The organism is Rhodanobacter fulvus Jip2, assembly GCF_000264315.1.
Classification (GTDB): Bacteria; Pseudomonadota; Gammaproteobacteria; order Xanthomonadales; family Rhodanobacteraceae; genus Rhodanobacter; species Rhodanobacter fulvus.
The window spans coordinates 103212-124537 of the sequence record NZ_AJXU01000007.1 but is presented as its reverse complement, the minus strand read 5'-3'; the positions used below and the strand labels follow the sequence as shown (position 1 = coordinate 124537).

19 protein-coding genes and 1 pseudogene are annotated in these 21326 nt (G+C 66.5%); 9 read left to right on the top strand and 11 right to left on the bottom strand.

The genetic code is table 11. The annotated features are described in order from the left end of the window. Positions 1–60: 60 nt before the first annotated feature. The 3 genes and pseudogenes from nudE to UU9_RS01720 all read left to right on the top strand — a co-directional run. On the top strand, positions 61–615 hold the full coding sequence (nudE, locus tag UU9_RS01730) for an ADP compounds hydrolase NudE (RefSeq protein ID WP_007079987.1): 555 nt from the start codon (positions 61–63) through the stop codon (positions 613–615). Next, positions 612–1424 carry a 3'(2'),5'-bisphosphate nucleotidase CysQ gene (gene cysQ, locus UU9_RS01725; RefSeq protein WP_007079986.1) on the top strand — a complete coding sequence of 271 codons (813 nt, stop codon included), beginning with the start codon at positions 612–614 and terminating at the stop codon, positions 1422–1424. Before nudE ends, cysQ begins: the two co-directional genes overlap by 4 nt. A gap of 19 nt (positions 1425–1443) precedes the next feature. Then, positions 1444–1854: pseudogene (locus UU9_RS01720) on the top strand (MazG nucleotide pyrophosphohydrolase domain-containing protein); the annotation flags it as partial. Between the two features lie 57 nt (positions 1855–1911). Here UU9_RS01720 and UU9_RS01715 read toward each other — a convergent pair. From UU9_RS01715 to UU9_RS01700, 4 genes are all read right to left on the bottom strand, one after another. Beyond that, complete coding sequence (locus UU9_RS01715; RefSeq protein WP_007079984.1) at positions 1912–2433, bottom strand: hypothetical protein; 522 nt, start codon at positions 2431–2433, stop codon at positions 1912–1914. Positions 2434–2524: 91 nt separating this feature from the next. After that, positions 2525–3658, bottom strand: coding sequence for an SLC13 family permease (locus tag UU9_RS01710; RefSeq protein ID WP_050982353.1), 1134 nt, complete (start codon positions 3656–3658; stop codon positions 2525–2527). Positions 3659–3704: 46 nt separating this feature from the next. Beyond that, on the bottom strand, positions 3705–6188 hold the full coding sequence (locus UU9_RS01705) for an ABC transporter permease (RefSeq protein WP_007079982.1): 2484 nt from the start codon (positions 6186–6188) through the stop codon (positions 3705–3707). After that, positions 6185–6880: an ABC transporter ATP-binding protein gene (locus UU9_RS01700; RefSeq protein ID WP_040669956.1), complete on the bottom strand. Its 696-nt coding sequence runs from the start codon at positions 6878–6880 to the stop codon at positions 6185–6187. The genes UU9_RS01705 and UU9_RS01700 overlap by 4 nt, the downstream gene beginning before the upstream one ends. Between UU9_RS01700 and UU9_RS01695 the strand changes: the two genes are divergently transcribed. The 3 genes from UU9_RS01695 to UU9_RS01685 all read left to right on the top strand — a co-directional run bounded on the left by UU9_RS01695 (position 6879) and on the right by UU9_RS01685 (position 9381). Then, complete coding sequence (locus UU9_RS01695; protein WP_040669953.1) at positions 6879–7535, top strand: arylesterase; 657 nt, start codon at positions 6879–6881, stop codon at positions 7533–7535. The two genes, UU9_RS01700 and UU9_RS01695, sit on opposite strands and share 2 nt — an antisense overlap. 99 nt (positions 7536–7634) lie before the next feature. Further along, a complete protein-coding gene (locus UU9_RS01690) occupies positions 7635–8366 on the top strand; it encodes a response regulator transcription factor (protein ID WP_007079979.1) in 732 nt (243 codons plus the stop codon). Positions 8367–8385: 19 nt separating this feature from the next. Then, positions 8386–9381 (top strand): sensor histidine kinase, encoded by a 996-nt coding sequence (locus tag UU9_RS01685; protein ID WP_007079978.1) that lies wholly within the window; start codon positions 8386–8388, stop codon positions 9379–9381. A gap of 24 nt (positions 9382–9405) precedes the next feature. Here the strand turns inward: UU9_RS01685 and UU9_RS18585 are convergent, their stop codons facing one another. The 7 genes from UU9_RS18585 to UU9_RS01650 all read right to left on the bottom strand — a co-directional run bounded on the left by UU9_RS18585 (position 9406) and on the right by UU9_RS01650 (position 18782). Further along, positions 9406–10764 (bottom strand): 3-oxoacid CoA-transferase, encoded by a 1359-nt coding sequence (locus UU9_RS18585; RefSeq protein ID WP_007079977.1) that lies wholly within the window; start codon positions 10762–10764, stop codon positions 9406–9408. Between the two features lie 246 nt (positions 10765–11010). Continuing rightward, a complete protein-coding gene (locus UU9_RS01675) occupies positions 11011–11472 on the bottom strand; it encodes a thioredoxin domain-containing protein (RefSeq protein ID WP_007079976.1) in 462 nt (153 codons plus the stop codon). After that, positions 11469–12635 (bottom strand): sialidase family protein, encoded by a 1167-nt coding sequence (locus tag UU9_RS01670; protein ID WP_040669950.1) that lies wholly within the window; start codon positions 12633–12635, stop codon positions 11469–11471. The genes UU9_RS01675 and UU9_RS01670 overlap by 4 nt, the downstream gene beginning before the upstream one ends. 140 nt (positions 12636–12775) lie before the next feature. Beyond that, positions 12776–15019, bottom strand: a complete 2244-nt coding sequence (locus tag UU9_RS01665) for a TonB-dependent receptor (protein ID WP_007079974.1) — start codon at positions 15017–15019, stop codon at positions 12776–12778. A gap of 228 nt (positions 15020–15247) precedes the next feature. Next, entirely contained in the window at positions 15248–15832 is a 585-nt protein-coding gene (locus UU9_RS01660) for a response regulator transcription factor (protein WP_007079973.1), read from the bottom strand. 99 nt (positions 15833–15931) lie between these two features. Further along, positions 15932–17206, bottom strand: coding sequence for an ATP-binding protein (locus tag UU9_RS01655; protein WP_007079972.1), 1275 nt, complete (start codon positions 17204–17206; stop codon positions 15932–15934). A gap of 22 nt (positions 17207–17228) precedes the next feature. Next, positions 17229–18782 carry a peptide MFS transporter gene (locus tag UU9_RS01650; RefSeq protein ID WP_007079971.1) on the bottom strand — a complete coding sequence of 518 codons (1554 nt, stop codon included), beginning with the start codon at positions 18780–18782 and terminating at the stop codon, positions 17229–17231. A 316-nt stretch (positions 18783–19098) separates the two neighbouring features. Between UU9_RS01650 and UU9_RS01645 the strand changes: the two genes are divergently transcribed. Genes UU9_RS01645 through UU9_RS01635 form a run of 3 tightly spaced genes read left to right on the top strand, consistent with a single transcriptional unit; the run spans position 19099 to position 21320 of the window. Beyond that, a complete protein-coding gene (locus UU9_RS01645) occupies positions 19099–19473 on the top strand; it encodes a diacylglycerol kinase (RefSeq protein WP_040669948.1) in 375 nt (124 codons plus the stop codon). Positions 19474–19530: 57 nt separating this feature from the next. Beyond that, complete coding sequence (locus UU9_RS01640; RefSeq protein WP_007079969.1) at positions 19531–20667, top strand: glycoside hydrolase family 5 protein; 1137 nt, start codon at positions 19531–19533, stop codon at positions 20665–20667. Positions 20668–20702: 35 nt separating this feature from the next. After that, positions 20703–21320 carry a LemA family protein gene (locus tag UU9_RS01635; RefSeq protein WP_007079968.1) on the top strand — a complete coding sequence of 206 codons (618 nt, stop codon included), beginning with the start codon at positions 20703–20705 and terminating at the stop codon, positions 21318–21320. Positions 21321–21326 lie beyond the last annotated feature (6 nt).

Below are 21326 nucleotides of genomic sequence, written 5' to 3'. Positions count from 1 at the left end.
CGCGTCGGTTGACGTCGCGCGGCGTTCGATTTCTGCGGTGCGGGCTTCTAGAATGGGCGGATGCCGAAACTGCCGATCATCCATGCCACGCGCGACGTCGCCCACGGCCGTTTTCAGGTCGAACAAGTCGACCTGGAATTTTCCAACGGCGTGCGGCGCACCTACGAGCGCCTTAAAGGGGGCGGCTTGGGCGCGGTGATCATCGTGCCGATGCTGGATGACGACACCGTGCTGCTGATCCGCGAATACGGTGGTGGCGTGGGACGTTACGAACTCGGTCTGCCGAAAGGTCGCCTGGACCAGGACGAGACCGCCGAGCAGGGCGCCAACCGCGAGCTGAAGGAAGAGGTCGGTTACGGCGCGCGGAAGCTGAAAATACTGCACAACCTGTCGCTGTCGCCCTCGTACATGACGCACATGGCGCATGTGGTGCTGGCGCAGGATCTTTACCCCGAGCGGTTGCCCGGCGACGAGCCGGAGCCGCCTGAAGTGGTGCCCTGGAAAATGTCCGAATTGCATACCCTGCTCGGTCGCGACGACGTCACCGAGGGGCGTTCGATCGCCGCGCTCTTCATGGCGCGCGAATACCTGGCCGGCCGGTTCACGCGCTCATGATCGACCTTTCGCTGGCGCAAAAGGTCGGTGCCATCGCCCGCGCTGCCGGCGACGCCATCATGGCGATTTACAGCGGTGATTTCGCGGTGCAGACCAAGGCCGATGCGTCACCGCTCACCGCCGCCGATCTGGCCGCCCAGCAGGTGATTGCCGCGGCGCTGGCCGAACTCGATCCACCGCTTCCCATCGTGTCCGAAGAAGCCCGTGCGGCGGATTGGTCGCAGCGCCGGCAATGGTCGCGTTACTGGCTGGTCGACCCGCTCGATGGCACACGCGAGTTCGTCAAGCGCAACGGTGAGTTCACCGTCAACATCGCCCTGATCGACAACCACCAGAGCGTGCTGGGCGCGGTATTGGCGCCGGTCACGGGTGACCTCTACGTGGCCGCGCGGGGCGCGGGTGCCTGGCTGCAGCAGAAGGTTGACGGGCCATGGCAACCGATCCACGCCCGCAGCCTGGCGCAGCCGGCCACCGCTGCCGGCAGCCGTTCGCACGGCGGTCCGGAGCACGCCCTGCTGAGCCAGTTGGTGGGCGGCGATTACGAGCGGTTGCCGATGGGCTCTTCGCTGAAGTTCTGCCTGATTGCGCGGGGTGCTGCAGACGTCTATCTGCGGTTGGGGCTTACCAGCGAGTGGGACACCGCCGCCGCGCAATGCGTGCTGGAGGAGGCCGGTGGTGCGGTGCTTGATCTGGCTGGTGCACCGTTCCGCTACAACCGCGGGGAATCGCTGCTGAATCCGGAATTCCTGGCGGTCGGCGACGGCTCGCGTGACTGGTCGGCCCGCCTGCAAGCCGCCACGCGGGATTGATGGGGTGAGCCGGCGCGCTTCCGATCCGAGCGCGCTGGCTGGCGTACCGCACGGCTTGCCCGAGTGGAAACGTGCCGAGCGGTTGCAGCAGCGTGCGGCCGCCACCGGCTTTGAATGGACCGACCCGCAGCCGGTAGTGGACAAACTGCTCGAAGAGATCGAGGAGGTGCGTGCCGAGTTCGTTGCCGGCGCCGACCCGGCGCGGCTGGAAGACGAGATCGGCGACGTGCTGTTCGTGATGGTGAACCTCGCGCGCCATGCCGGCGTGGATTTTCCGCGCGCGCTGCGCCATGCCAATGCCAAGTTCGAGCGCCGGTTCCGGCAGATGGAACAACTCGCGGCCGACGATGGCGTCGAGTTTGCGAAGTGCAGCCTGGCCGAGCAGGAGCGGCTGTGGCAACGCGCGAAATCGGCGGAACGGCAATCATGAAAAAACGCGCGAAGGTTGCCCCTCGCGCGTTTCGTTCCACGGCAGGTGTCGTCTTGATTACTTGGCGGTTGCCGGCGTCGTGGCACCCTGGGCGCGACGCGACTGCCACTCGGCGCGCATCTTTTCCTTCGTCGCCTGCATCTTCGCCTCGCTGGCGAGGCTCTCGTCCAGGCCCTTGCGCAGGGTGGCGATTGCCTGGTCCACGTTGGCGGGACGTGCCTGCAAGCGGGCCAGGTGGTGATAGACATAGTTGCGCACGCGCGGGTTCTGCGACTTGGCCAGCACGTCGTTGTACACCGCGGTCAGCTCCTTGCTGCGGCCGGATTCCAGGTACAGGCGCTCCAGCTGGCGCAGGTCGCCGATCACGCCGCCGCGATCCTTGTTGAAGCCGTGGCGCTGCATGCCGTGGCGATACTCGCCATGATCGCGCATGCCGTGGGCACCATGCCCGTGACTGGTGGTGCCTTGCGTCGCCGCGGCGGGAGGCGTCGCAGCAGGAGCGTTCTGCGCGATGGCGAACGAGGCGGAACCGGCCATCAGCAGGGCCAGTGCGGAAGCGAGCAGTGTCTTGCGATGCATGGTGGATCTCCGTCGGTAGGTGGGAGAAAAAACGTGCGGTCGCCATGCGCGTTGACAGGTGCATTCAAGCGCCGCTCAGTTTCGCGACCGACTAGCCCAGCCAGCGCCACGCCAGATACACCAGTGGCGCGGCCACCAGCAGGAACGGAATCGATACCGCATGCAGCAGCCGCAGGCCGTGCGGCTGTCGCGCCAGGCGAAGCGCGATCAGGTTGGCCAGCGAGCCGGTCACCAGGCCGAAGCCGCCCACGTTGACCGCCACCGCCAACGCCACGGCGTCCGGCGCGCGATCGAGCAGCAGGACGGTGGCCGGCACGTTGCTGATCACCTGGGACGCCACGATGGCGCCGAGGTAGACCGTCAACGGCTGGTTGAAATCCATGGTCTGCAAGGCGCCGCGCACCCACGGCAACTCGGCGAAATGCCCCAGCCCCAGGAAAATGGCGGCGAACGTCAGCAGCAACAACCAGTCCATCCGCCGCAGGCTTGCGCGCGCGCCCAGCGCAAACAGCATCAGCAGGACAGCGGCACCCAGCGGCGCGTGGCCGTGTTCCATCAGCACCACCATGCCGGCCAGCGCCAGCGCCGAGCACATGCCGAGGCGGACGGAAGTCGGGGTGCGGTCGAGCCGATCGGTGGTCAATGCCACCCGGCCGCGCGGCAACCAGAACACGGTCAGCAACGCCACCATGGTCAGCATCACCGCGGCGGCTGGCAGCATCGCCGCGACGAATTGCGCGAAGCCCAGCGCCGAGTGCTGCCACAGCAGCAGGTTTTGCGGGTTACCGATCGGGCTCAGGGCCGAGCCCGCATTCACCGCCAGCGCCTCCAGCACCACCATGCGCAACACCGGCAGGTTCGACATCGTGCCGATCGCCAGCGTCAGCGGCACCACCAGGAACAGGCTCACGTCGTTGGTCAACACCATCGACAGCACGGCGGTGGCGGCCACCAGCCCCAGGCCGAGTCCGCGCAGCGAATGCGCCCGCGCCATCACCGCCGCGGCGGCGTGCTGCACCAGGCCGCTGTCGCGAATGCCCTGGATCGCCAGCAGCAACCCGGCGAGCCCGGTCAGCGTGGGCCATTGCAGCCAGCGCTGGTAGTCGGCAGGGGGCCGCGGGTCGAGCAGCGCCAGGACGCCAGCGAAAACGGCGAACAGCAGCAACAGCCATTCGTCGCGCAACCAGGCGCGCCACGATGGTCGTGGCGGAACGTCAGGCGTCATGGCGAACGGCGACGGTGGATGGGTGTGTCATCGGCTGGAGGAAACCTCACCCCTCCCGCAACAGGCGCATCGGTGGCGTGCGGCTGACCTTGCGCGTGCCAACCAGCCCCAGCGCCATCACGACCAGGGCCGCGGCGATGGCGGCCAGCGTCAGCGGCACCAGTGGCGGCATGAAGTGCTCGATATGAAACACCGCGCGGCCCAACCACCAGCCCGCACCGGCGGCGCCCAGCGCGGCGGTGAGGCCGGCGATCAATCCGAGCAGCGCGAACTCGCAGGCCGCCGCCACCCGCAATTGGGCGCGGCGGGCACCCAGCGTGCGCAATAGCGCCGCTTCGTGCTGGCGCTCGGCCGCGCTGGCGGCGAGCGCGGCGGCCAGGACCAGGGCGCCGGCCAGCAGGCTGAAACCAAGAATCCAGCGCACGGCATTGCCCACCCGGTCGACGATCTCGCGCACCCGGTCGAGCAACGAATCCACGTCGATCAGGCTGAGGTTGCCGTAGTCGCGCGACAGCTGCGCCAGCCCGTCGGCATGGCCGGGCGGCAGGTAGAAGCTGGCCAGCCAGGTGTGCGGCAGATTACCGGCGTGGGCCGGATCCAGCATCAGGAAAAAGTTGACCCGGAACGAACTCCAGTCGACCTTGCGGATGCTGGTTATCTTCGCGTCGATGCTGCCCTCGCCGATGTCGAAGCGCAGCGTATCGCCCAACTTCAGCGCAAACATGTCGCGCCATGTGGTATCGACCGACACCTCGGCCTGCGCCGGATGTGGCCCCGGCCACTGTCCGGCAATCACCTGGTTGCTGGGCGGCAGGGCATCGGCCCATGACAGCCGCAGCTGGCGATCCGCGCGGTCGTCGGCGCGTTCGTCCTCGAAGTGCACCTGGTCGATCGGCTGGCCGTTGATCGTCGTGAGTTTGCCCACGGCCAGCGGCATCATGTTGAGTTTCTCGCCGCCGATTTTTTCCAGCGCCTGGGCAAAGCCCTCGCGTTGATCGTCCTGCAGGTTCATCGCGAACCAGTTTGGCGTGTCGGGCGGCAGCTCCTGACGCCAGCCCTGCAGCAAAGCCGGCGCCACGATCGCCAGCAACAGCAGCGCACACATGCCGAGGCTGAGTGCGGTGGCCTGGATCAGGCTCAGTGTGCGTCGCCGCGCCAACGCCGCCAGCCCCAGCCGCAGGCCGGGATGTGCGCCGGGCGCCACGCGTCGCGCCAGCCACAGCATCAACGCCGCCAGCAGCGCGGCAACCACGGCCACGCCGAGCAGGCTGGCGGCGAGGATGCCGGCCAGCGTCAGCGACTGGCTCTGCGCCCAGATCAGGCCCAGCGCCACCAGCACGGGTATCAGGTACAGCGCATCGAAGCGTCGCGTTTTACGGGTGGCGCTCTGGCGAAATACCGCGACCGGCGGCACCTCGGCCAGCCGCGCCAGCGGTGGCAACGCAAAACCCGCCAGCACTGCCAGACCCATGGCGGCCGCTGCGAAGGACGGCGCCAGCGGCAACGAGGTCGGCGCCGAACCGAACAGCGTGCTGGCGAACAGCCACGCCAGCTGCGACAAGCCCAAAGCCAGCGCGGCCCCCAGCGCAGTGGCCGGTATCGCCAACGCACCCAGCGTACCCAGCAGCAAACCCATCACCTGCCGGCGCGGCGTGCCCAGCGCGCGCAGCAGGGCGACTTCGGCGGTCTTGCGCCGCGCATAGCGTTGCGCCGACAGCGCAATGGCGATGCCGGCCAGCAGCGCCGACAGCAAGGCGGTGAGGCGCAGAAAGGCGCCGGCGCGATCGAACGAGGTGCGCATGCGCTCCTGGGTCTGTTCGGGCGTAATCAGTTGGGCGCCTTGCGGCAGTGCGGATGCCTGCACCTGCTGACGCCACGCGTCCACTGCGCTCGGTTCACCTGCCAGCAGCAACCGATGGCGGGCGCGGCTGCCGGGATCGAGCAGGCCGGCCTGGCGCGCATCGGCCAGATTCATCAGCGCCCGTGGCGCCAGCGCCAGCAACTGGCCGCCATCGGGTTGGCGTTGGAGTTCCGCGGCGATGGTCAACTCGCGCCCGCCCAGTTGCAGCGGCTGCCCGACTTTCAGGTTGAGCGCGACCAGCGCGCGATGATCGAGATAGACCTGGCCCGGGGCAGGCGCCTGGCCGATGTGGCTGCGGCCCGCCGCATCACCGAGTTGCAGCGTGCCGCGCAACGGGTAGCGCGGCCCGGCCGCCAGCACATCGAGCAGTTGGGTCTGGTCGCCGGCAAACGCCACGCTGGGGAAACTGGCGCTGTGTGCAATCTGCAAGCCACGGTGGCGCGCTGCGTCGGCGTAGTTGTCGGGCAACGCCTGCGGCGAGGACACGCCGATGTCGCCGCCGATCAATTCGGCCGCGCCAGCCAGCATGCCGCGCTCAATCCGCGCGGCAAGCGTGGCCACCACGCCCAGCGCCACCACCGCCAGCACCAGCGACGCGGCCAGCGTGCGCAGTTCCGGCAAATGCCATTCCCGCCGCAAGCTGCGCAGCGCCAGCCAGAGCATCCTCATGAGTGGGCGCCTGCGGCCACGACGCGGCCTTCTTCAAGTTCGATCCGCCGATCGCAGCGCGCCGCCAATTCGGCGTCGTGGGTCACCAGCACCAGGGTGGTGTGGTGATCGCGGTTCAGCGCAAACAGCAGGTCGCAGATGTGGTGGCCGGTGCGCTGGTCGAGGTTGCCGGTGGGCTCGTCGGCGAACAGCACGCGCGGGCCGTGCACGAACGCGCGGGCGATCGCCACGCGCTGCTGTTCGCCTCCGGAAAGCTGCGCCGGGTAGTGCCTTCGCCGCGACGTCAGCCCCACCGCGTCCAGTGCCTGGCGCGCGCGCGATCGCGCATCGCTGGCGCCTTCCAGTTCCAGCGGCAGCATCACGTTTTCCTCGGCGGTGAGCGCCGGCAGCAGGTGGAACGACTGGAACACGAAACCCACCAGTCGCCGGCGCAGGTCCGCGCGTGCTTCCTCATCCAGCGATTCCAGCGCATGGCCGTCCAGATGGATGCTGCCGCTGCTGGACGTGTCCAGCCCGGCCAGCAGGCCGAGCAGGGTGGTCTTGCCTGAACCCGACGCGCCCACGATGGCGAAACTTTCGCCGGGCAGGATTTGCAGATTCACCCCGCGCAGGATGTCCAGGGCGCCCTCGGGGCCAACGACCGACTTGCTAACATCGCAGGCCACGACAAGCGGATGGGAAGAATCACTCATGCATCGAAGCCCTGGTTGGAGGATATGGAGCGTATGGGTGCTGCTTTGCTGCATCGGTGTCGGCAGCGCGCAGGCCGCCACGCCGAAAAAAACGGTATTGGTGCTGGGTGACTCGCTGTCCGCCGCGCACAACATTCCGGTCGAAGCCGGCTGGGTGCACTTGCTGGACACGCGTCTGGGCAAGATGGTGCCGGAATGGCGCGCGGTCAATGCCAGCATCAGCGGCGAGACCTCGCTCAGTGGCCGCAACCGCCTGCCGGCGCTGCTGCAGAAATACCATCCGGACGTGCTGGTGATCGAACTGGGCGCCAACGACGGGCTGCGCGGTTTGCCGTTGCCGGCGTTGCGCGACAACCTCGACGCGATGATCACCATGGCGCAGAAGAGCCGCGCGCGGGTGTTGCTGGTGGGCATCGAATTGCCGGTGAATTACGGATCCCGCTACCGTGACGGCTTGCGCGCGGTCTACGCCGACCTGGCCGCGTCACGGAAACTGGCGCTGGTACCGTTCCTGCTGAAAGGCGTCGCGATGGACCCGGCCTTGATGCAAAACGACGGCCTGCACCCCGTCGCGGCGGCGGAACCGACCGTGCTGGAGACTGTGTGGCAGGGCCTGCAGCCCCTTCTGAAACTGCCGCATTCTCCTCGTTCCTGAACGGTACCCGGAGCCCTCCACCGCCATTTCACGCATCCCTCACCAGGCAACCGTTTAGATCTTCACATTTGTGAAACCACTAAACGCGAGGACGACTATATGACCGTACACGACGAGCAAGCCGGGTTGATCCTGTTGGTCGAAGACAATCGCCAGATCGCCGAGATGGTGGGCGAATTCCTTGAACGCCGTGGTTATTCCGTGGATTACGCGGCCGATGGCGTCAGCGGCCTGCACCTGGCGGTGTCCAACAGCTATGACGTGATCGTGCTTGATCTGATGCTGCCGGGGCTGGACGGGCTGGAGGTCTGTCGCAAGCTGCGCAAGGAGGCACAGAAATCGACGCCGGTGCTGATGCTTACCGCGCGCGACACGCTGGACGACAAGCTGGTTGGCCTGGAAGCCGGTGCCGACGACTACCTGGTGAAGCCGTTCGAGGTGCGCGAACTGGAAGCGCGCCTGCGGGCCCTGATCCGCCGCGATCGTCGCCAGGTATCCACCGAGGTGCTCACCGTGGGCGACATGACCCTGGACACCGCCACGTTGCGTCTGACCCGCGATGGCCAGGAGCTGGTCGTGTCCCCGATCGGCCTGAAGCTGCTGGCGATCCTGATGCGCGAATCACCCCGCGTGGTCAGTCGCCGCGATATCGAGCGCGAGATCTGGGGCGACACCTTGCCCGACTCCGACACCTTGCGTTCGCATCTGTACAATTTGCGTCGCGTCATTGACAAGCCCTTCCCACGGCCCCTGTTACATACCATTCATTCGGCCGGCTACCGCCTCGCAGATCTCGATTCGGAGGTGGCGCTGTCCGCCCAGACGGCTTGATACCGACACGGCGAAGTCAATGGACGAAAGGGTGAAAACGACGCCCACCTACCGGGTGGGCGCCTTCCGCCGGCGCATCGCCTGGGTGTTCGGCCTGCAATTCGTGGCCGTCGTGATCATCTGCATCATGGGCATTTACGACGTGGCACCGACGCTCGCGGTCGTCACCGTCATCGTTATCACCACCATACTGGGCTGGTTCGCCACCCGCCGCGAATGGCGACCGGTGCGGGCGCTGGCCCGGTTGGTCGCGGGGTGGGATGGACAGCAGCCCGACCCGAATGCGCTGCAGCTGCACAAGCTGTCGACCCATACCGACGCCGACGTGGCGTCGCTGGCGCGCGGGCTGCACGGGTTCGCCACCCGCATCGCCGGCTACAACCAGCGCGAGCGCAACTTCACCCGCGACGCCAGCCACGAACTGCGCAGCCCGCTCACCGTGATCAAGATGTCGGTGGACATGCTTGCCGACGAAGAGGGTTTGACTGATTTCGGCAAGCGCTCGGTGAAGCGCATCCGCCGCGCCACCCGCGAGATGGAAGTGCTGGTCGAAGCCCTGCTGATTCTGGCGCGCGAGTCGGACACCGTCATCGACAACGAACGCTTCGTGGTCAACGACGTGTTGCGGCAGGAGCTGCAATCGGCCCGCGAACTGCTGGTGGGCCGGCCGATCGAACTGGAACTGGAAGAACCCGCACGGTTCGCGCTGGAAGGCTCCTCACGGGCATTCTCGGTTCTGTGCTGGCAGTTGATCCGCAACGCCTGCCAGCAGACCGAACAGGGCCGCGTCATGATCACCGTGACGCCTGGCGTGGTCAGCGTCAGCAATCACGAGTCGGTGCAACCGGTGGATGACGCCCATCCCAAGCGGATGCACGGCGCCGACCGGCATGGCTTCGAACTGGCCATCGCCCAGCGCATCAGCGACCGCTTCGACTGGCCGCTGGAGCTGCAGACCCATCCGGGTCACGAGAACATCGCACGCATCCGCTTTCCGCATCCGCTGCCGAGCTAGCCCGACAGCGGACATCGCGTGCCTTCAGTGCTGGAGCGATGGCGAAACGGCAAACGCGCAGCCGGTCTTCGCCTTCACGTCTTCCAGCGTGACGCCGTCATTGAGCTCGATCAGCGTCAGGCCCTTGCCCTTGGCCACCTCGAACACGCACAGGTCGGTGATGATCAGGTCCACCACCTGTTTGCCGGTGAGCGGCAGGTCGCATTGATCCTTGATCTTGGGGCTGCCGTCCTTCGCACAGTGCTCCATCAGCACCACCACGCGCTTCACGCCGCTGACCAGATCCATCGCCCCGCCGGGGCCTTTCACCATCTTGCCCGGCACCATCCAGTTGGCCAGATCGCCGTGCGCGGAGACTTCCAGGCCGCCCAGGATCGACAGGTCGATATGGCCGCCGCGGATCATCGCGAAGGAATCGGCACTGGAGAAGAAGCTGGAACCGGGCAGGGTGGTGATGGTCTGTTTGCCGGCGTTGATCAGGTCCGGATCGAGCTGATCCTCGGTGGGGAACGGACCGATGCCAAGCAAGCCGTTCTCCGATTGCAGGGTGACGCTGACGCCCTCGGGAATGTGGTTGGCCACCATGGTGGGAATGCCGATGCCGAGGTTCACGTAGAAGCCGTCGCGCAGTTCCTGCGCCGCGCGCTTGGCCATCGCCACGCGGGTGGGGTTCTCCTTGCCCGCCGCCACGCCGGCCAGCGTGCGGAATTCGATTCGCTTTTCGTACTTTTCGCCCTGCACGATGCGGTCGACGTAGATGCCCGGCACATGGATGTTGTTCGGGTCCAGCTCGCCCACCGGCACCAGGTGCTCCACCTCGGCCACGCAGGCCTTGCCGCAGGTGGCGATCATCGGGTTGAAGTTGCGCGCGGTCTCGCGGAACACCAGGTTGCCGTGGGCGTCGCCCTTCCATGCTTTCACGATCGACAGGTCGGCGTGGATGGCTTCCTCCAGCACATATTCCTTGTCGCCGAACACCTTGGTTTCCTTGCCCTCGGCCAGCTTGGTGCCGAACGCGGTGCGCGTGTAGAACCCCGGGATACCGGCGCCGCCCGCGCGCAGTTTCTCGGCCAGCGTGCCTTGCGGGGTGAGGTGCAGCTCCAGCTCGCCGGCCAGCGTCTGCCGCTCGAACTCCTTGTTCTCGCCCACGTACGAGGCGTATACGCGCTTCACCTGGTGGGTCTTCAGCAGCGGGCCCATGCCGAAATCATCCACGCCGGCGTTGTTGCCGACGATGGTCAGGTCTTTGGTGCCGGCCTCCAGCAAGGCGCCGATCAGGTTTTCGGGGATGCCGCACAAGCCAAAGCCACCGGCCGCGATCGTCATGCCGTCGAACAGCAGGCCGTCGAGGGCTTGCGTGGCGCTGGGATAAACCTTGTCCATTGCACGTATTCCTGCAGGAAGAGTCGTCTCGCAAGAATACGACGGAATGGTTCGACGAGCTTTCCGCCTGCTGAATCGGGCCTTGTGGGAGCGGCCCCAGCCGCGATGCCCTTGTTGTTTGTGCAGGAGCGCACCCTGTGCGCGATGCTCTTGCTCTGCAGTCAGATTCAAGAGCAAAAGCGTCGCGACTGAAGTCGCTCCCACAGACAGCGGGAGCGCGGCGGCTGAAGCCGTCCGTAGCGCTGCCTATCGAATCTTGTGCAACTGCGCAGGCGTCAACGCGCCACTGACGCCGGTGCGGCTGCCGTCGGCGCGGATCACCAGGACACGGGGAGTCTCTCCGCCCCAGTTCGAGTCGAGCAGGAAATTGATGCGTTGCGGGGTGGCTTCGGCGTAGGCGCGGGCGGGGTAGGTGGCCATCTTCATCTTGTGCAGGCGTGCTTCGATCGCCGGGCGCTGGGCGGTGATGTCGTCCGTGGTCACGGTGATCAGTTCAATCGACTTCGGATGCGCACGTTGCAAGGCTGCCAACGCTTCCAGATTGGATTCGCAGTAGGCGCAGTCCAGTGACCAGAGCGCGATGATGCGCTCGCCGTGGGCGGGTGGCTGCAGCAGTGCCGGCACGTCGGTGGCCGCCAGCGGTTGCAATGAGGCGGCGCTGACGAGGGTCGGCATCACCAGCAGCAAGAGGGCCAGCAGGCGTTTCATGGCATGGATTCCGTGGCGATCAGGCGGAAGCCATCGGCGGTGTTCCATGCCACGAACACGTGCCCGTTTTTCTGCAGCAGTTGCGGCGAGCCAACGGCGACGGTGCTGTGGGCGATATCGCGGGCGGGGCCGAAATGCGCGCCGTTATCGGTGGAATGGCGCAGCGCCAGCGCGTAGCCTGAGGCGCTGACCTGGTTCCACACCACCCAGACATCATGGCCGTGTACCGCCACGTCGGCATGGCTGGCGCCGGCGGTGGCGATGGCCTGCCGGTGATGGGGCGCGTGGCCGGGATCGAGCTGGCCGTACCAGATCGTGGGCTGTGTCTTTGCCTCGTACCACACGGCGTGGCGGGTGCCGTCTGCGCCGATGGCCAGGCCCGGGCCGTGATGCGGGCAGCCAGCGATGTGCCAGTCGCTGAAGGTGGCGCGTGTGGCCGTTGCGGCTTTCCCTTGCGTGGTCAGCACCGCGTAGCCGTGGTCGCGGATGTTGTCGCCATAGATGCTGCGGAAGAAGGCGGCGACGTCGCCTTGCGGTGTCGTTGCCAGGGCGATGCGGCAGCATTCGCAGCTCTGGTCGACCAGCTTGTGTTCGGGGACGAAGGTGGCGCCGCCATCGTCGGACCAGCTGTAGTACACCGCCGCGCCCAGGTACGGTTTCTTGGCGGCTTCCGCGGCCAGCAGGTCGCGCTTGTCGATCCATGCCACCACGATGCGGCCGTTGCCATCGACCGCCAGCGCGTCGAAACGGTGGGTGATTTCGGCGCGGTCGTGGTGCACGGTGATGGGGGTGGAGAAGTGCGCGCCGCCATCCAGCGAGCGGGCGAATCGCACGAAGCCTGTCCATGGTTTGGCGCGTGGCTGCGACCAGCTCACGTAGATCTCGTCATGCGGACCGAACGCCAGCTTGGGCCGGTTTTCACCCTCGGCGTAGATCCGTTCGGGTTCGGCGTTGACCGCGACGGGTGTGCTCAGGCTGTGGCCGTCATCGTCGGAATGCCGCAGCCGCACGTGGCCGTTGGCCGCATCGACCACCCACAAACGGCCATGGCTGTCGAACGCCGCGCTGGCGCCCAGCTCGGGTGCCTTCGCCATGTGGCCCATGTCGTGCGCGCACGCAAGTGGCGACAGCAGGTAAATCAGCATGAAGAGAAGTCGGCGCATCAGATTCCCTCGAAGTGGGCTTTTGCTCCCTCCCCTGCAAAGCAGGGGAGGGTTGGGGAGGGGTTGATCTTGATTGGAAAATCAAAAGCCTTACCCCCTCCCAACCTCCCCCTGCAGAGCAGGGGGAGGAGCGAAAGCGTTTACAGCTCCCAGCGCAACTCGCCGAACCAGGTTCGGCCGGCGTAGGGGTGATAAACCCAGTAATGAGTATCGGTGAGATTGTCCACGCCCAGTGAAGCGGTCCAGTGCGGCGCGAAGGCCCAGCGCAGTTTGGCGTCGACCACGGTGAACGCGCTGACCGCGCCGTACGTGTCGACGAAATCGCTGTTGTCCAGTGTGCCGTACTGGCGGCCGGAGCGGCGCACGCCCAATGAGGCGTCCCAGCCGGGCGCGAAGCGGTAGTCCGCGAACAGGTTGGCGCGAAGCCTGGGAATGCGCGGGAAATAGTTGCCTTCGGCCCGGGGGAACTGGCGATCGCGCAAGGTCTTGGCATCGTTGAGCGCGAGGCTGGCGGAGATATCCAGTCCGGACGTCCAGACGTCCGTCAGCGTGAGCTCGCCCTCGATGCCGCGTGAGCGCACGAGGTCGATGTTCTGCACGCTGGTGACGGTGGGCGTCACGGTGATGTCGGTTTGCGAATACAGCGAATCGGCGATGCGATCCTGGTACAGCGAGACGCGCCAGTGGCCCTTGTCCAGCTGGCGGGTGAGGGTGAGATCGGCGGATCGGTCGCGCTCGGGGCGCAGCGCGGGATTGTTGTTGACGATGGCGTTGGCCGAGATCGAACCCTGGAACAGCTCCGATACGGTGGGGTAGCGCACCGCCTTGCCGTAGGCCAGCCGCAGTTGCCAGTCGCCGGCGAAATCCCAGGCCAGCGACGCCTTGGGTGAGAAATCGGTACGCTGGCGATCGGCGTAACGCAGGCTGCCGTCGGCATTGCCCAGCACGCCGCCATAGGCGCGCCACTGTTCCAACCGCCCACCCACGGTGAGCGCCCAGGCTGGCGCAAGCGCCCACACGTCCTGCAGGTAGGCCGCGCGCGTCTGGGTGCGGCCGGCGAAGCTGCTGATCAGAGGGCCATCGGCGGCGCCCGTCCACCACTGGCTGCTGTTGCGCACGCGCGAATCCAGCAGATAGCGATCGCCATGCACGCCGGCGTAGAGCATATGGTTGTCGCCGACCGGGCCGGAACTGCGCAGGTCGAACGTGTCCCAGCCCGAGCCGCCCTTGTCGGCCACGGTGCCGGCGGCGCCGGTCGGGGTGAGCGCGTTGCGGCTTTGCGAACGCAGGAAATCGTAGTGGCTGGCGACAGCCGTCCAACGCCAGTCGTTGTCGAATTTGCCGTTGAGCTCGATGCCGTAGAGCGCGTGGGCGTCGCTGGCTGAGGACGGGGCCAGACCGCTGGATGGCAAGGTCCAGATCTTCCCGTCGGCGCTGATGACGCCTTCGTCGACGAGTTCGCCGGCCGCATTGCGGATCAGGCTGCGCGTGCGGTCGTCGGCGCGGTTGTGCCACCAGCCGAGGGTGAACAGGGCATCGACGTGCTCGGCAAGTTTCACGCCCAGCTTCAGCTTGGCCTGCGTCTGTACCGTGTGCTCGATGGTGTTGGCGCCATAGACCAGCCGCGGCGAACCGTTGGGATTGCGGTCTGGCGTGGCGCCAGTCACCGGCACTGCGGCGGTGGCATCGCCACCGGCGCGCGCGGTGGCGTATTGCATGGGCTGGCCGTGGTTGTCGAGCCGGTTCACCGATACCAGCCAGCTCCAGCGACCTTGCCGGTTGCCCAACGTGGCGGAAAGCTGATGGCCGTTGTAGCGGCCGGCGGCGCCGTACGCGTCGCGGTAATCCTGGCTGAAGAATTGCGAGCTGGCGCTGGCCATCAGGCGGTTCGGCAGGATGGTGTGGATCAGCACGGTGGTGCCCAGCGAGTTGCCCGGGTACAGCGCGGAATACGGACCGTACAGGATGTCGACCGCGCCGATCTCCTGCGGCGCCACCATGCCCCAGCGCGGCGCGCCGTCCCAGCCATTGGTCATCAGGTTGGAAAGCAGCAGGCCGTCGGCGTAGAGCAGGCTGCGCGCACTTTGCAGGGTGCCGGTGTTGCGGCCGCTGATGACCGCGTTGGGGTCGCCGATATAGCGTTTGCGCACGATCATGTTCGGCGCGTATTTCAGCGCGTCGGCGCTGTCGCTGACGTTCTGTTGCTGCAGCTGGGTTCGGTCGATCCGCACCTGCACGCTTTCGGTGCTCATCACCTGGGTGTCGCTGGCGTGGACCGAGACCGGTGCCAGTGTGGTGGCTGCCACGGCGGGCCCGCTGGCCATCGCCGGGCTGGTGGAGATCGCGAGTGCGGCTGCGCACAGACCGAGCGGGAAGGCGTTCAAGCGGAACTCTGGATGGGGGTCTAGGGTTGCAAGGATAGTCCGATGGCGCGCACGCAAAAGGTGGCGCGTTGTCGCAGTGGGGTGCGGACGTTGATGGGACGCGCGGGCATGGCGAAAGGTGCCCGCGGGAGATTCTGTGGGAGCGGCTTCAGCCGCGATGCTTCTGCGCCAAGGCTCCAGAGCAAGAGCATCGCGACTGAAGTCGCTCCCACACAAGGGAGCGCGCGATCAGTCGTCGCGGTCGGGGCGTTCGCGCACCGGGTGCTTGCTCAGCTTGCGCTGCAGCGTGCGGCGATGCATGCCGAGCCGACGGGCGGTCTCGGAGATGTTGCCGTCGCATTCGGTCAGCACGCGCTGGATGTGTTCCCACTCCAGCCGGCGCAGCGCCAGCGGCTGCTCCGGCGCGTCGGGCAGGTCGCTGTCGTCGCTGTCGTTGTCGCCATCGAGCAGGGCGCGCACCACCGCGTCCGCGTCCACCGGCTTGGCCAGGTAGTCGTGGGCGCCGCGCTTGATCGCCTCCACCGCGGTGGCGATCGAGGCGTAGCCAGTCAGCAGCAACACGCGGATGTCCGGCACCAGGGTGTGCAGTTCGGGGATCAGCCGCAGGCCGTTGTCCTCGCCCAGTTTCAGGTCGAGCACGCAGTAGCGCGGATGATGCCGGCGCGCCAGCGCGCGGGCCTCGTCGAAGCTGGTGGCGGTGATGACCTCGAAACCGCGCGAGCCCAGTGCGCGTGCCAGCACGCGAACGAAGGTGACGTCATCGTCGACCAGCAGCAGCGGGCGGCCGGACAGCGGGCTCGGTGATTCGGTCATCATGTTCTCCATTCAGTACCGCCATTTTGCCGCAAGTGCGGCGCGGGAAGGGGTTGCCGGTGCCGAATGATGCGCGACGCGATGGCGTGGGTCAGTGGATCAGGGTGTTTCGGCGATCACCGCCAGCGGCAGGCGCAGGCATACTTCGGCGCCATTCCCGCTGTTGCCCGCGATGAGCTCGCCGTTGAGCCGCTCGGCGGTGGCTTCGGCCAGCGCCAGGCCGATGCCCAGGCCGGTCTGCTTCTGCGAGATGCCCAGCGACAGCTGCTGCCCGCCCGCCACGAATCCCGGCCCATGGTCGCGCACGCTCAGTTGCAGCCACTGGTTCTCGTGGTGCACGTCCAGTTCCACCTTGTGCGAATCGTGCAGCGCGGACGCATCGGCGGCGTTGTTGAGCAGGTTCAGCAAGGCGTGGCGCAGGCCCGGCGGCGTGCGCAGCACGATGGCGGCGGTGGCGGGGTTCAGTTGCACGGCGAGTTCCGCCTCGGGCCGCAGCAACTGGAATCGCTCCAGGCAGCCATGGATGAATTTCGCCACGCTCAGCCGCTCGGGTTCCTGCGACAGCTGCGCCTGGCCGAACGCCACCATCTCGCGCAGAATCGTGCGGCAGCGATCCACCTGGCCTTCCAGCAGGGCCAGGTCGTCGGTGAGCGAGGTGTCGGCGGCGTGTTCGCGGCGCAATTCCGGCAGCAGCGTGCGCATGGTCGACAGTGGCGTGTTCAACTCGTGCGCGGCGCCGGCGGCCTGGGTGGCAATGGCCAGGATGCCTTCGTCGCGCAAGGCACGCTCGCGCACCCGCTGCACTTCCTGCTGCTGCAGGCGCAACACATTCGCCAGCCGGTTGATGAAGAAGCCCAGCAGCAGCGCGCTGATCACGAAGTTCACGCCCATGCCCGCCACGTGCAGCGAAAACCTGCCGCTGGCGTTTTCGTGCATCGCCGTCGGCAGCGGCACGTGCCAGTACAACAGCACCAGGTAGGCGATGCCGGCGAGCGTCGATACCGCGGCAATCGCCCGCGCCGACAATGCGGCGGCGGACAACGCGATCGGCACCAGCAGTAAGGTGATGAACGGATTGCTGGCGCCGCCGGTGAAGTACAGCAGATAGCCCAGTATCAGCGTGTCGAAGGCGATGTGGCCGATGGTTTCCACCTGGCGAACCGGCCATGGCTGGCGCAACCGCCAGGCCGCGAACACCGCAAACACCGCCAGCAGCCCGATGCCGATCAGCAGCGGCAACAGCGGGATCGGCAACTGCATCCACCACGCGCATACCAGCACCGCCACGCATTGCCCGGCAATCGCACACAGGCGCAGCCACGCCAGTGTGCGGGTGAGGGCGAACGGCCCGACGCGTTGGGTCAGTCGATGCATGGCAGGCGCGCTCACCGCTGGATCAGGGAGAGGGTGGGATGGTTGCGCTGCGTACCGGCGGCAGCGGGTCGTTGTTGTTGGCCGCGTCGGAATGGCTGGCCGAAAGCTTCTTCATCAACGGCAGCATCGCCAGCGCGATCGCCGTGCAGACCACGCCCGCCACGCCGAGCTGGTTGAACAGTTTGGTATAGATCGGCAGCGACACGGTGGGGTCGGCCACGTGCTGCGGGATGCTGGCGAAGTTCGCCACCACGCTGCCCAGGTATTGCGAGATGCCCGAGGCGACGTAATAGGCGCCCATCATGAAACCGCCCATGCGCGCGGGCACGTAGCGGGCGATCATCGCCAGGCCCAGGCCGCTGACCAGCAGTTCGCCCAGCGAATACAGCCCGTAGCCCCACACCATGTACCACGACGAGATCTGGCCGTTGACCGCAAACCTTGCGCCCACGCCGTACATGAAGAAGCCGGCCGCCACCGCGGCGAAGCCCCAGGCGAATTTCACCGCCACCGCGGGATTCTTGCCGACCTTGCCCATCGCGTTGTAGATCAGCACCAGCACCGGGCTCAGCGCCACGATCCAGATCGCGTTGAGCGACTGGAACTGCTCGGGAATCCAGTTGAACAAGTGCAGGCCGAACACGTCGAACGACAGGTCGACATTCTTCTGCGCGAACAGGTTCAGCGAGGTGGACATCTGCTGGTAGAAGATGAAGAAGAAGATCGTCTGCACCGTCAGCACCAGCGCGGCGACTAGGCCGGCACGCTCATGCTGCCGGCTGCTGCGGATCAGGTGGATGAAGATGCCCAGGATCGCCACGCCGGCCGCGTACACGCATATCCGCGCCACCAGCTCGCTCTGCAGGATGAAGGCGGCGATGAACACCATCGCCGCACCGGCGACCAGCAGCGCACCCAGGCGCTTGACGTTCACCGGCTCGCTGTCCGCGGGCGCGCCCACGTGCGCCAGCGTGCGATGCATCAGCGAGTAGTTCAGCAGCCCCAGCACCAGGCCGATGGCGCACACGCCGAAGGCGGTGTGCCAACCCCAGGCGTCGCCGTATTTCGCACCCACGTAGTCGCGGATCCACGGCGTCAGCAACATCGAGATGGTGGAGCCGATGTTGACTGCCATGTAATAGATGGTGAAGGCGCTGTCGATCTTGGTGTCGTCGCCCTCGTAGATCTTGCGCACCAGGTTGCCGGCGTTGGGCTTGAAGAAGCCGTTGCCCACGATGATCACGCCCAGCGAGCAATACAGCAGGTACTCGCTGCCCGAGGGAATCCACAGCATCGCGTAACCCACGGCCAGCACCACCGCGCCCAGCAGCATGGTGCGGCGGGTGCCGATGAGCTTGTCGCCCACCCAGCCGCCGATGGCCGGCGTGGCATAGATCAACGCCGCCGCCGCACCCCACACCAGGTTCGCCTTGCTGTCGACGAAGCCCAGCCGTTTCACCATGTAGGTAACCATCAGCACCTGCATGCCGTAGAAGCCGAAGCGCTCCCACATCTCGATCAGGAAGACGGTGCTGAATGAGCGGGTTTGTGAAACCGGAGGATTCTGGGTTGCCATTGACGATTCCGTACGCGATTCAAAACAACAGCGCGGCGGGCACAGGTACGTGCGCGGCCGTACTGCACCACAACCGGGCGAGGGTACCCCACTTCGGCGCAGGCGCCAGCTGCACTGCGGCGTGACAGCGCCCGCAAATCGTGGACGATCCGGCCGGGTTTTCAATGTTGCGCCGGGCCTGCTGTGGCATCATCGGCGCTCGGCGCCATCGCCATCCGACCGAGAGTTCCATCCGCCATGCTCCATGGTTTCAGCAGCGAGGCCCCCTTCCGGCCACAGCTTTCCGATGGTCGATCGCGCCGCGAGGTTGCCGTGCATGGCTGCTGAAGGTTTTCGCGGGCCGCGGCAAGTCTGGAACGCCTTCCGTTGGTCGATGAAGGGCCTGAAGGCCGGCTGGCGACACGAAGCCTCGTTCCGGCTGGAGGCATGCCTGGCCATCGTGGTGGTGCCGCTGGGTTTGTGGTTGGGGCATGGCCCGGTGGAGAAGCTGGCGCTGGCCGGCCCGCCGTTGCTGGTACTGTCGGCCGAGCTGCTCAATTCGGCGATCGAGGCGGTGGTGGACAAGGTCTGCCCGGAGATCCACGAGCTCGCCGGCCGTGCCAAGGACATGGGCTCGGCCGCCGTGTTCGTGTTGATGATGCTGGTGGTATTGAGCTGGGCGCTGGTGATCGGGCCGCGCTTTTTCGGCTGAGACATAGGCGGTGACACGCGGCGGGGCCGCGTTGCGCCGTGTTGCAGGGGGACAATCATGACTTGCGAAAAACCCTGCTTCCGCGGGGCATTTGCCGCGCTTGCCGCCAGCCTGTGGCTGCTTTCCGCGGCCGCGCAGGGCGCCGTGGCGCCGTTGTCCACCCACGGCAACAAGGTGTTGATCGGTGGCCAGCCGGGCAGCGTGTCGGGCAACAGCTTCTTCTGGAGCAACAGCGGCTGGGGCGGTGAGCGGTTCTACAACGCCCAGGCCGTGGCCTGGCTGAAAAATGACTGGAACGCCGGCATCGTGCGCGCCGCCATGGGCGTGGACGCGCCCGGCGGCTATCTGGCCGATGCCTCGAACAAACAGCGCGTGGTGACCCTGGTGGATGCGGCCATCGCCAACGACATGTACGTGATCATCGACTGGCACTCGCACCATGCCGAGCAATACCGCGCGCAGGCGGTGGCGTTTTTCCAGGACATGGCGCGCACGTACGGCCATCGCGACAACGTGATCTACGAGATCTACAACGAGCCGCTGGACGTTTCGTGGGCCGATACGTTGAAGCCGTACGCCGAAGCCGTGATCGACGCCATCCGCGCAATCGACCCGGACAACCTGATCGTGGTGGGCACGCCCCACTGGTCGCAGGACGTGGATGTGGCCGCAGCCGATCCGATTACCGGCTACGCCAACATCGCCTACGCCCTGCATTTTTACGCCGGCACGCATGGCCAAGCGTTGCGGGACAAGGCACAGGTGGCGCTGGACAAGGGTGCGCCGTTGTTCGTGACGGAATGGGGCACGGTCAACGCCAATGGTGATGGCGCGGTGGCCGAAGGCGAGACCGCCGCGTGGATGGCCTTTCTCAAGGCCAACCACATCAGCAACGTCAACTGGAGCATCACCGACAAGGCTGAAGGCGCCGCGGCGCTGGTACCCGGCGCCAGCGCTGCCGGCGGCTGGACCGATGCGCAGCTCACGGCGTCGGGAGCGCACGTCCGGACGATCGTGCGCAGCTGGCCGGCGCTCGGTGCGGGCAGCTGGCCGCGTCGTCGGTTGCGCATGTCCACGATCGCCGACCGGGGCGCCGCCGACCACGCTGTGATAGCCGCCGCGCAGGAGCGCCGTAATGTGACATCCGGCTTGCCGTGGCCCGGCCCGCTTCGATTTGCGCGGGCCGGGCGGTAATGCTGCAATGGCGCCTCCACCGACCGGAGCCGCCCATGAAACCTCTTCGCCATCTCGTGTTGCTGCTGCTCGCCTTCAGCCTCACCGGTTGCGGCTACAACGCGATCCAGAAGCAGGATGAGGCAGTCAAGGCCGCCTGGTCCGAGGTGCTCAACCAGTATCAGCGGCGCGCCGACCTGGTGCCCAATCTGGTCAACACGGTCAAGGGTTACGCGCAGCACGAGGAAAAGGTTTTCGTCGAGGTGACCCAGGCGCGCGCCAAGGTCGGCAGCCTGCAGATCAACGCCGATTCGCTGGACGATCCGCAGAAGATCCAGCAGTTCCAGGCAGCGCAGGGCGAGTTGGGCAGTGCGTTGTCACGGCTGATGGTGGTCAGTGAGAACTATCCCGAATTGAAGGCCAACGGCCTGTTCCAGAACCTGCAGGCGCAACTGGAAGGCACCGAGAACCGGGTCACCGTGGCGCGCAACCGCTACGTGCAGGCGGTGCAGCAATACAACGGCATGATCCGCACGTTCCCCAACAACCTCACCGCCAAGATGTTCGGCTACAAGGTGAAACCCAACTTCAGCGTGGACAACGAGAAGGCGATCTCCACCGCGCCCACGGTCGATTTCGGCACCACGGCGCCAGCACCCGCCGCCACCCGTTGATGGGAT

Excerpts from the sequence above, each read along its gene's own strand:
- nudE (WP_007079987.1), top strand. The coding sequence starts at position 61 with ATGCCGAAACTGCCGATCATCCATGCCACGCGCGACGTCGCCCACGGC.
- cysQ (WP_007079986.1), top strand. The coding sequence starts at position 612 with ATGATCGACCTTTCGCTGGCGCAAAAGGTCGGTGCCATCGCCCGCGCT.
- UU9_RS01715 (WP_007079984.1), bottom strand. The coding sequence starts at position 2,433 with ATGCATCGCAAGACACTGCTCGCTTCCGCACTGGCCCTGCTGATGGCC.
- UU9_RS01710 (WP_050982353.1), bottom strand. The coding sequence starts at position 3,658 with ATGACGCCTGACGTTCCGCCACGACCATCGTGGCGCGCCTGGTTGCGC.
- UU9_RS01705 (WP_007079982.1), bottom strand. The coding sequence starts at position 6,188 with ATGAGGATGCTCTGGCTGGCGCTGCGCAGCTTGCGGCGGGAATGGCAT.
- UU9_RS01695 (WP_040669953.1), top strand. The coding sequence starts at position 6,879 with ATGCATCGAAGCCCTGGTTGGAGGATATGGAGCGTATGGGTGCTGCTT.
- UU9_RS01700 (WP_040669956.1), bottom strand. The coding sequence starts at position 6,880 with ATGAGTGATTCTTCCCATCCGCTTGTCGTGGCCTGCGATGTTAGCAAG.
- UU9_RS01690 (WP_007079979.1), top strand. The coding sequence starts at position 7,635 with ATGACCGTACACGACGAGCAAGCCGGGTTGATCCTGTTGGTCGAAGAC.
- UU9_RS01685 (WP_007079978.1), top strand. The coding sequence starts at position 8,386 with ATGGACGAAAGGGTGAAAACGACGCCCACCTACCGGGTGGGCGCCTTC.
- UU9_RS18585 (WP_007079977.1), bottom strand. The coding sequence starts at position 10,764 with ATGGACAAGGTTTATCCCAGCGCCACGCAAGCCCTCGACGGCCTGCTG.
- UU9_RS01675 (WP_007079976.1), bottom strand. The coding sequence starts at position 11,472 with ATGAAACGCCTGCTGGCCCTCTTGCTGCTGGTGATGCCGACCCTCGTC.
- UU9_RS01670 (WP_040669950.1), bottom strand. The coding sequence starts at position 12,635 with ATGCGCCGACTTCTCTTCATGCTGATTTACCTGCTGTCGCCACTTGCG.
- UU9_RS01660 (WP_007079973.1), bottom strand. The coding sequence starts at position 15,832 with ATGACCGAATCACCGAGCCCGCTGTCCGGCCGCCCGCTGCTGCTGGTC.
- UU9_RS01655 (WP_007079972.1), bottom strand. The coding sequence starts at position 17,206 with ATGCATCGACTGACCCAACGCGTCGGGCCGTTCGCCCTCACCCGCACA.
- UU9_RS01650 (WP_007079971.1), bottom strand. The coding sequence starts at position 18,782 with ATGGCAACCCAGAATCCTCCGGTTTCACAAACCCGCTCATTCAGCACC.
- UU9_RS01645 (WP_040669948.1), top strand. The coding sequence starts at position 19,099 with ATGGCTGCTGAAGGTTTTCGCGGGCCGCGGCAAGTCTGGAACGCCTTC.
- UU9_RS01640 (WP_007079969.1), top strand. The coding sequence starts at position 19,531 with ATGACTTGCGAAAAACCCTGCTTCCGCGGGGCATTTGCCGCGCTTGCC.
- UU9_RS01635 (WP_007079968.1), top strand. The coding sequence starts at position 20,703 with ATGAAACCTCTTCGCCATCTCGTGTTGCTGCTGCTCGCCTTCAGCCTC.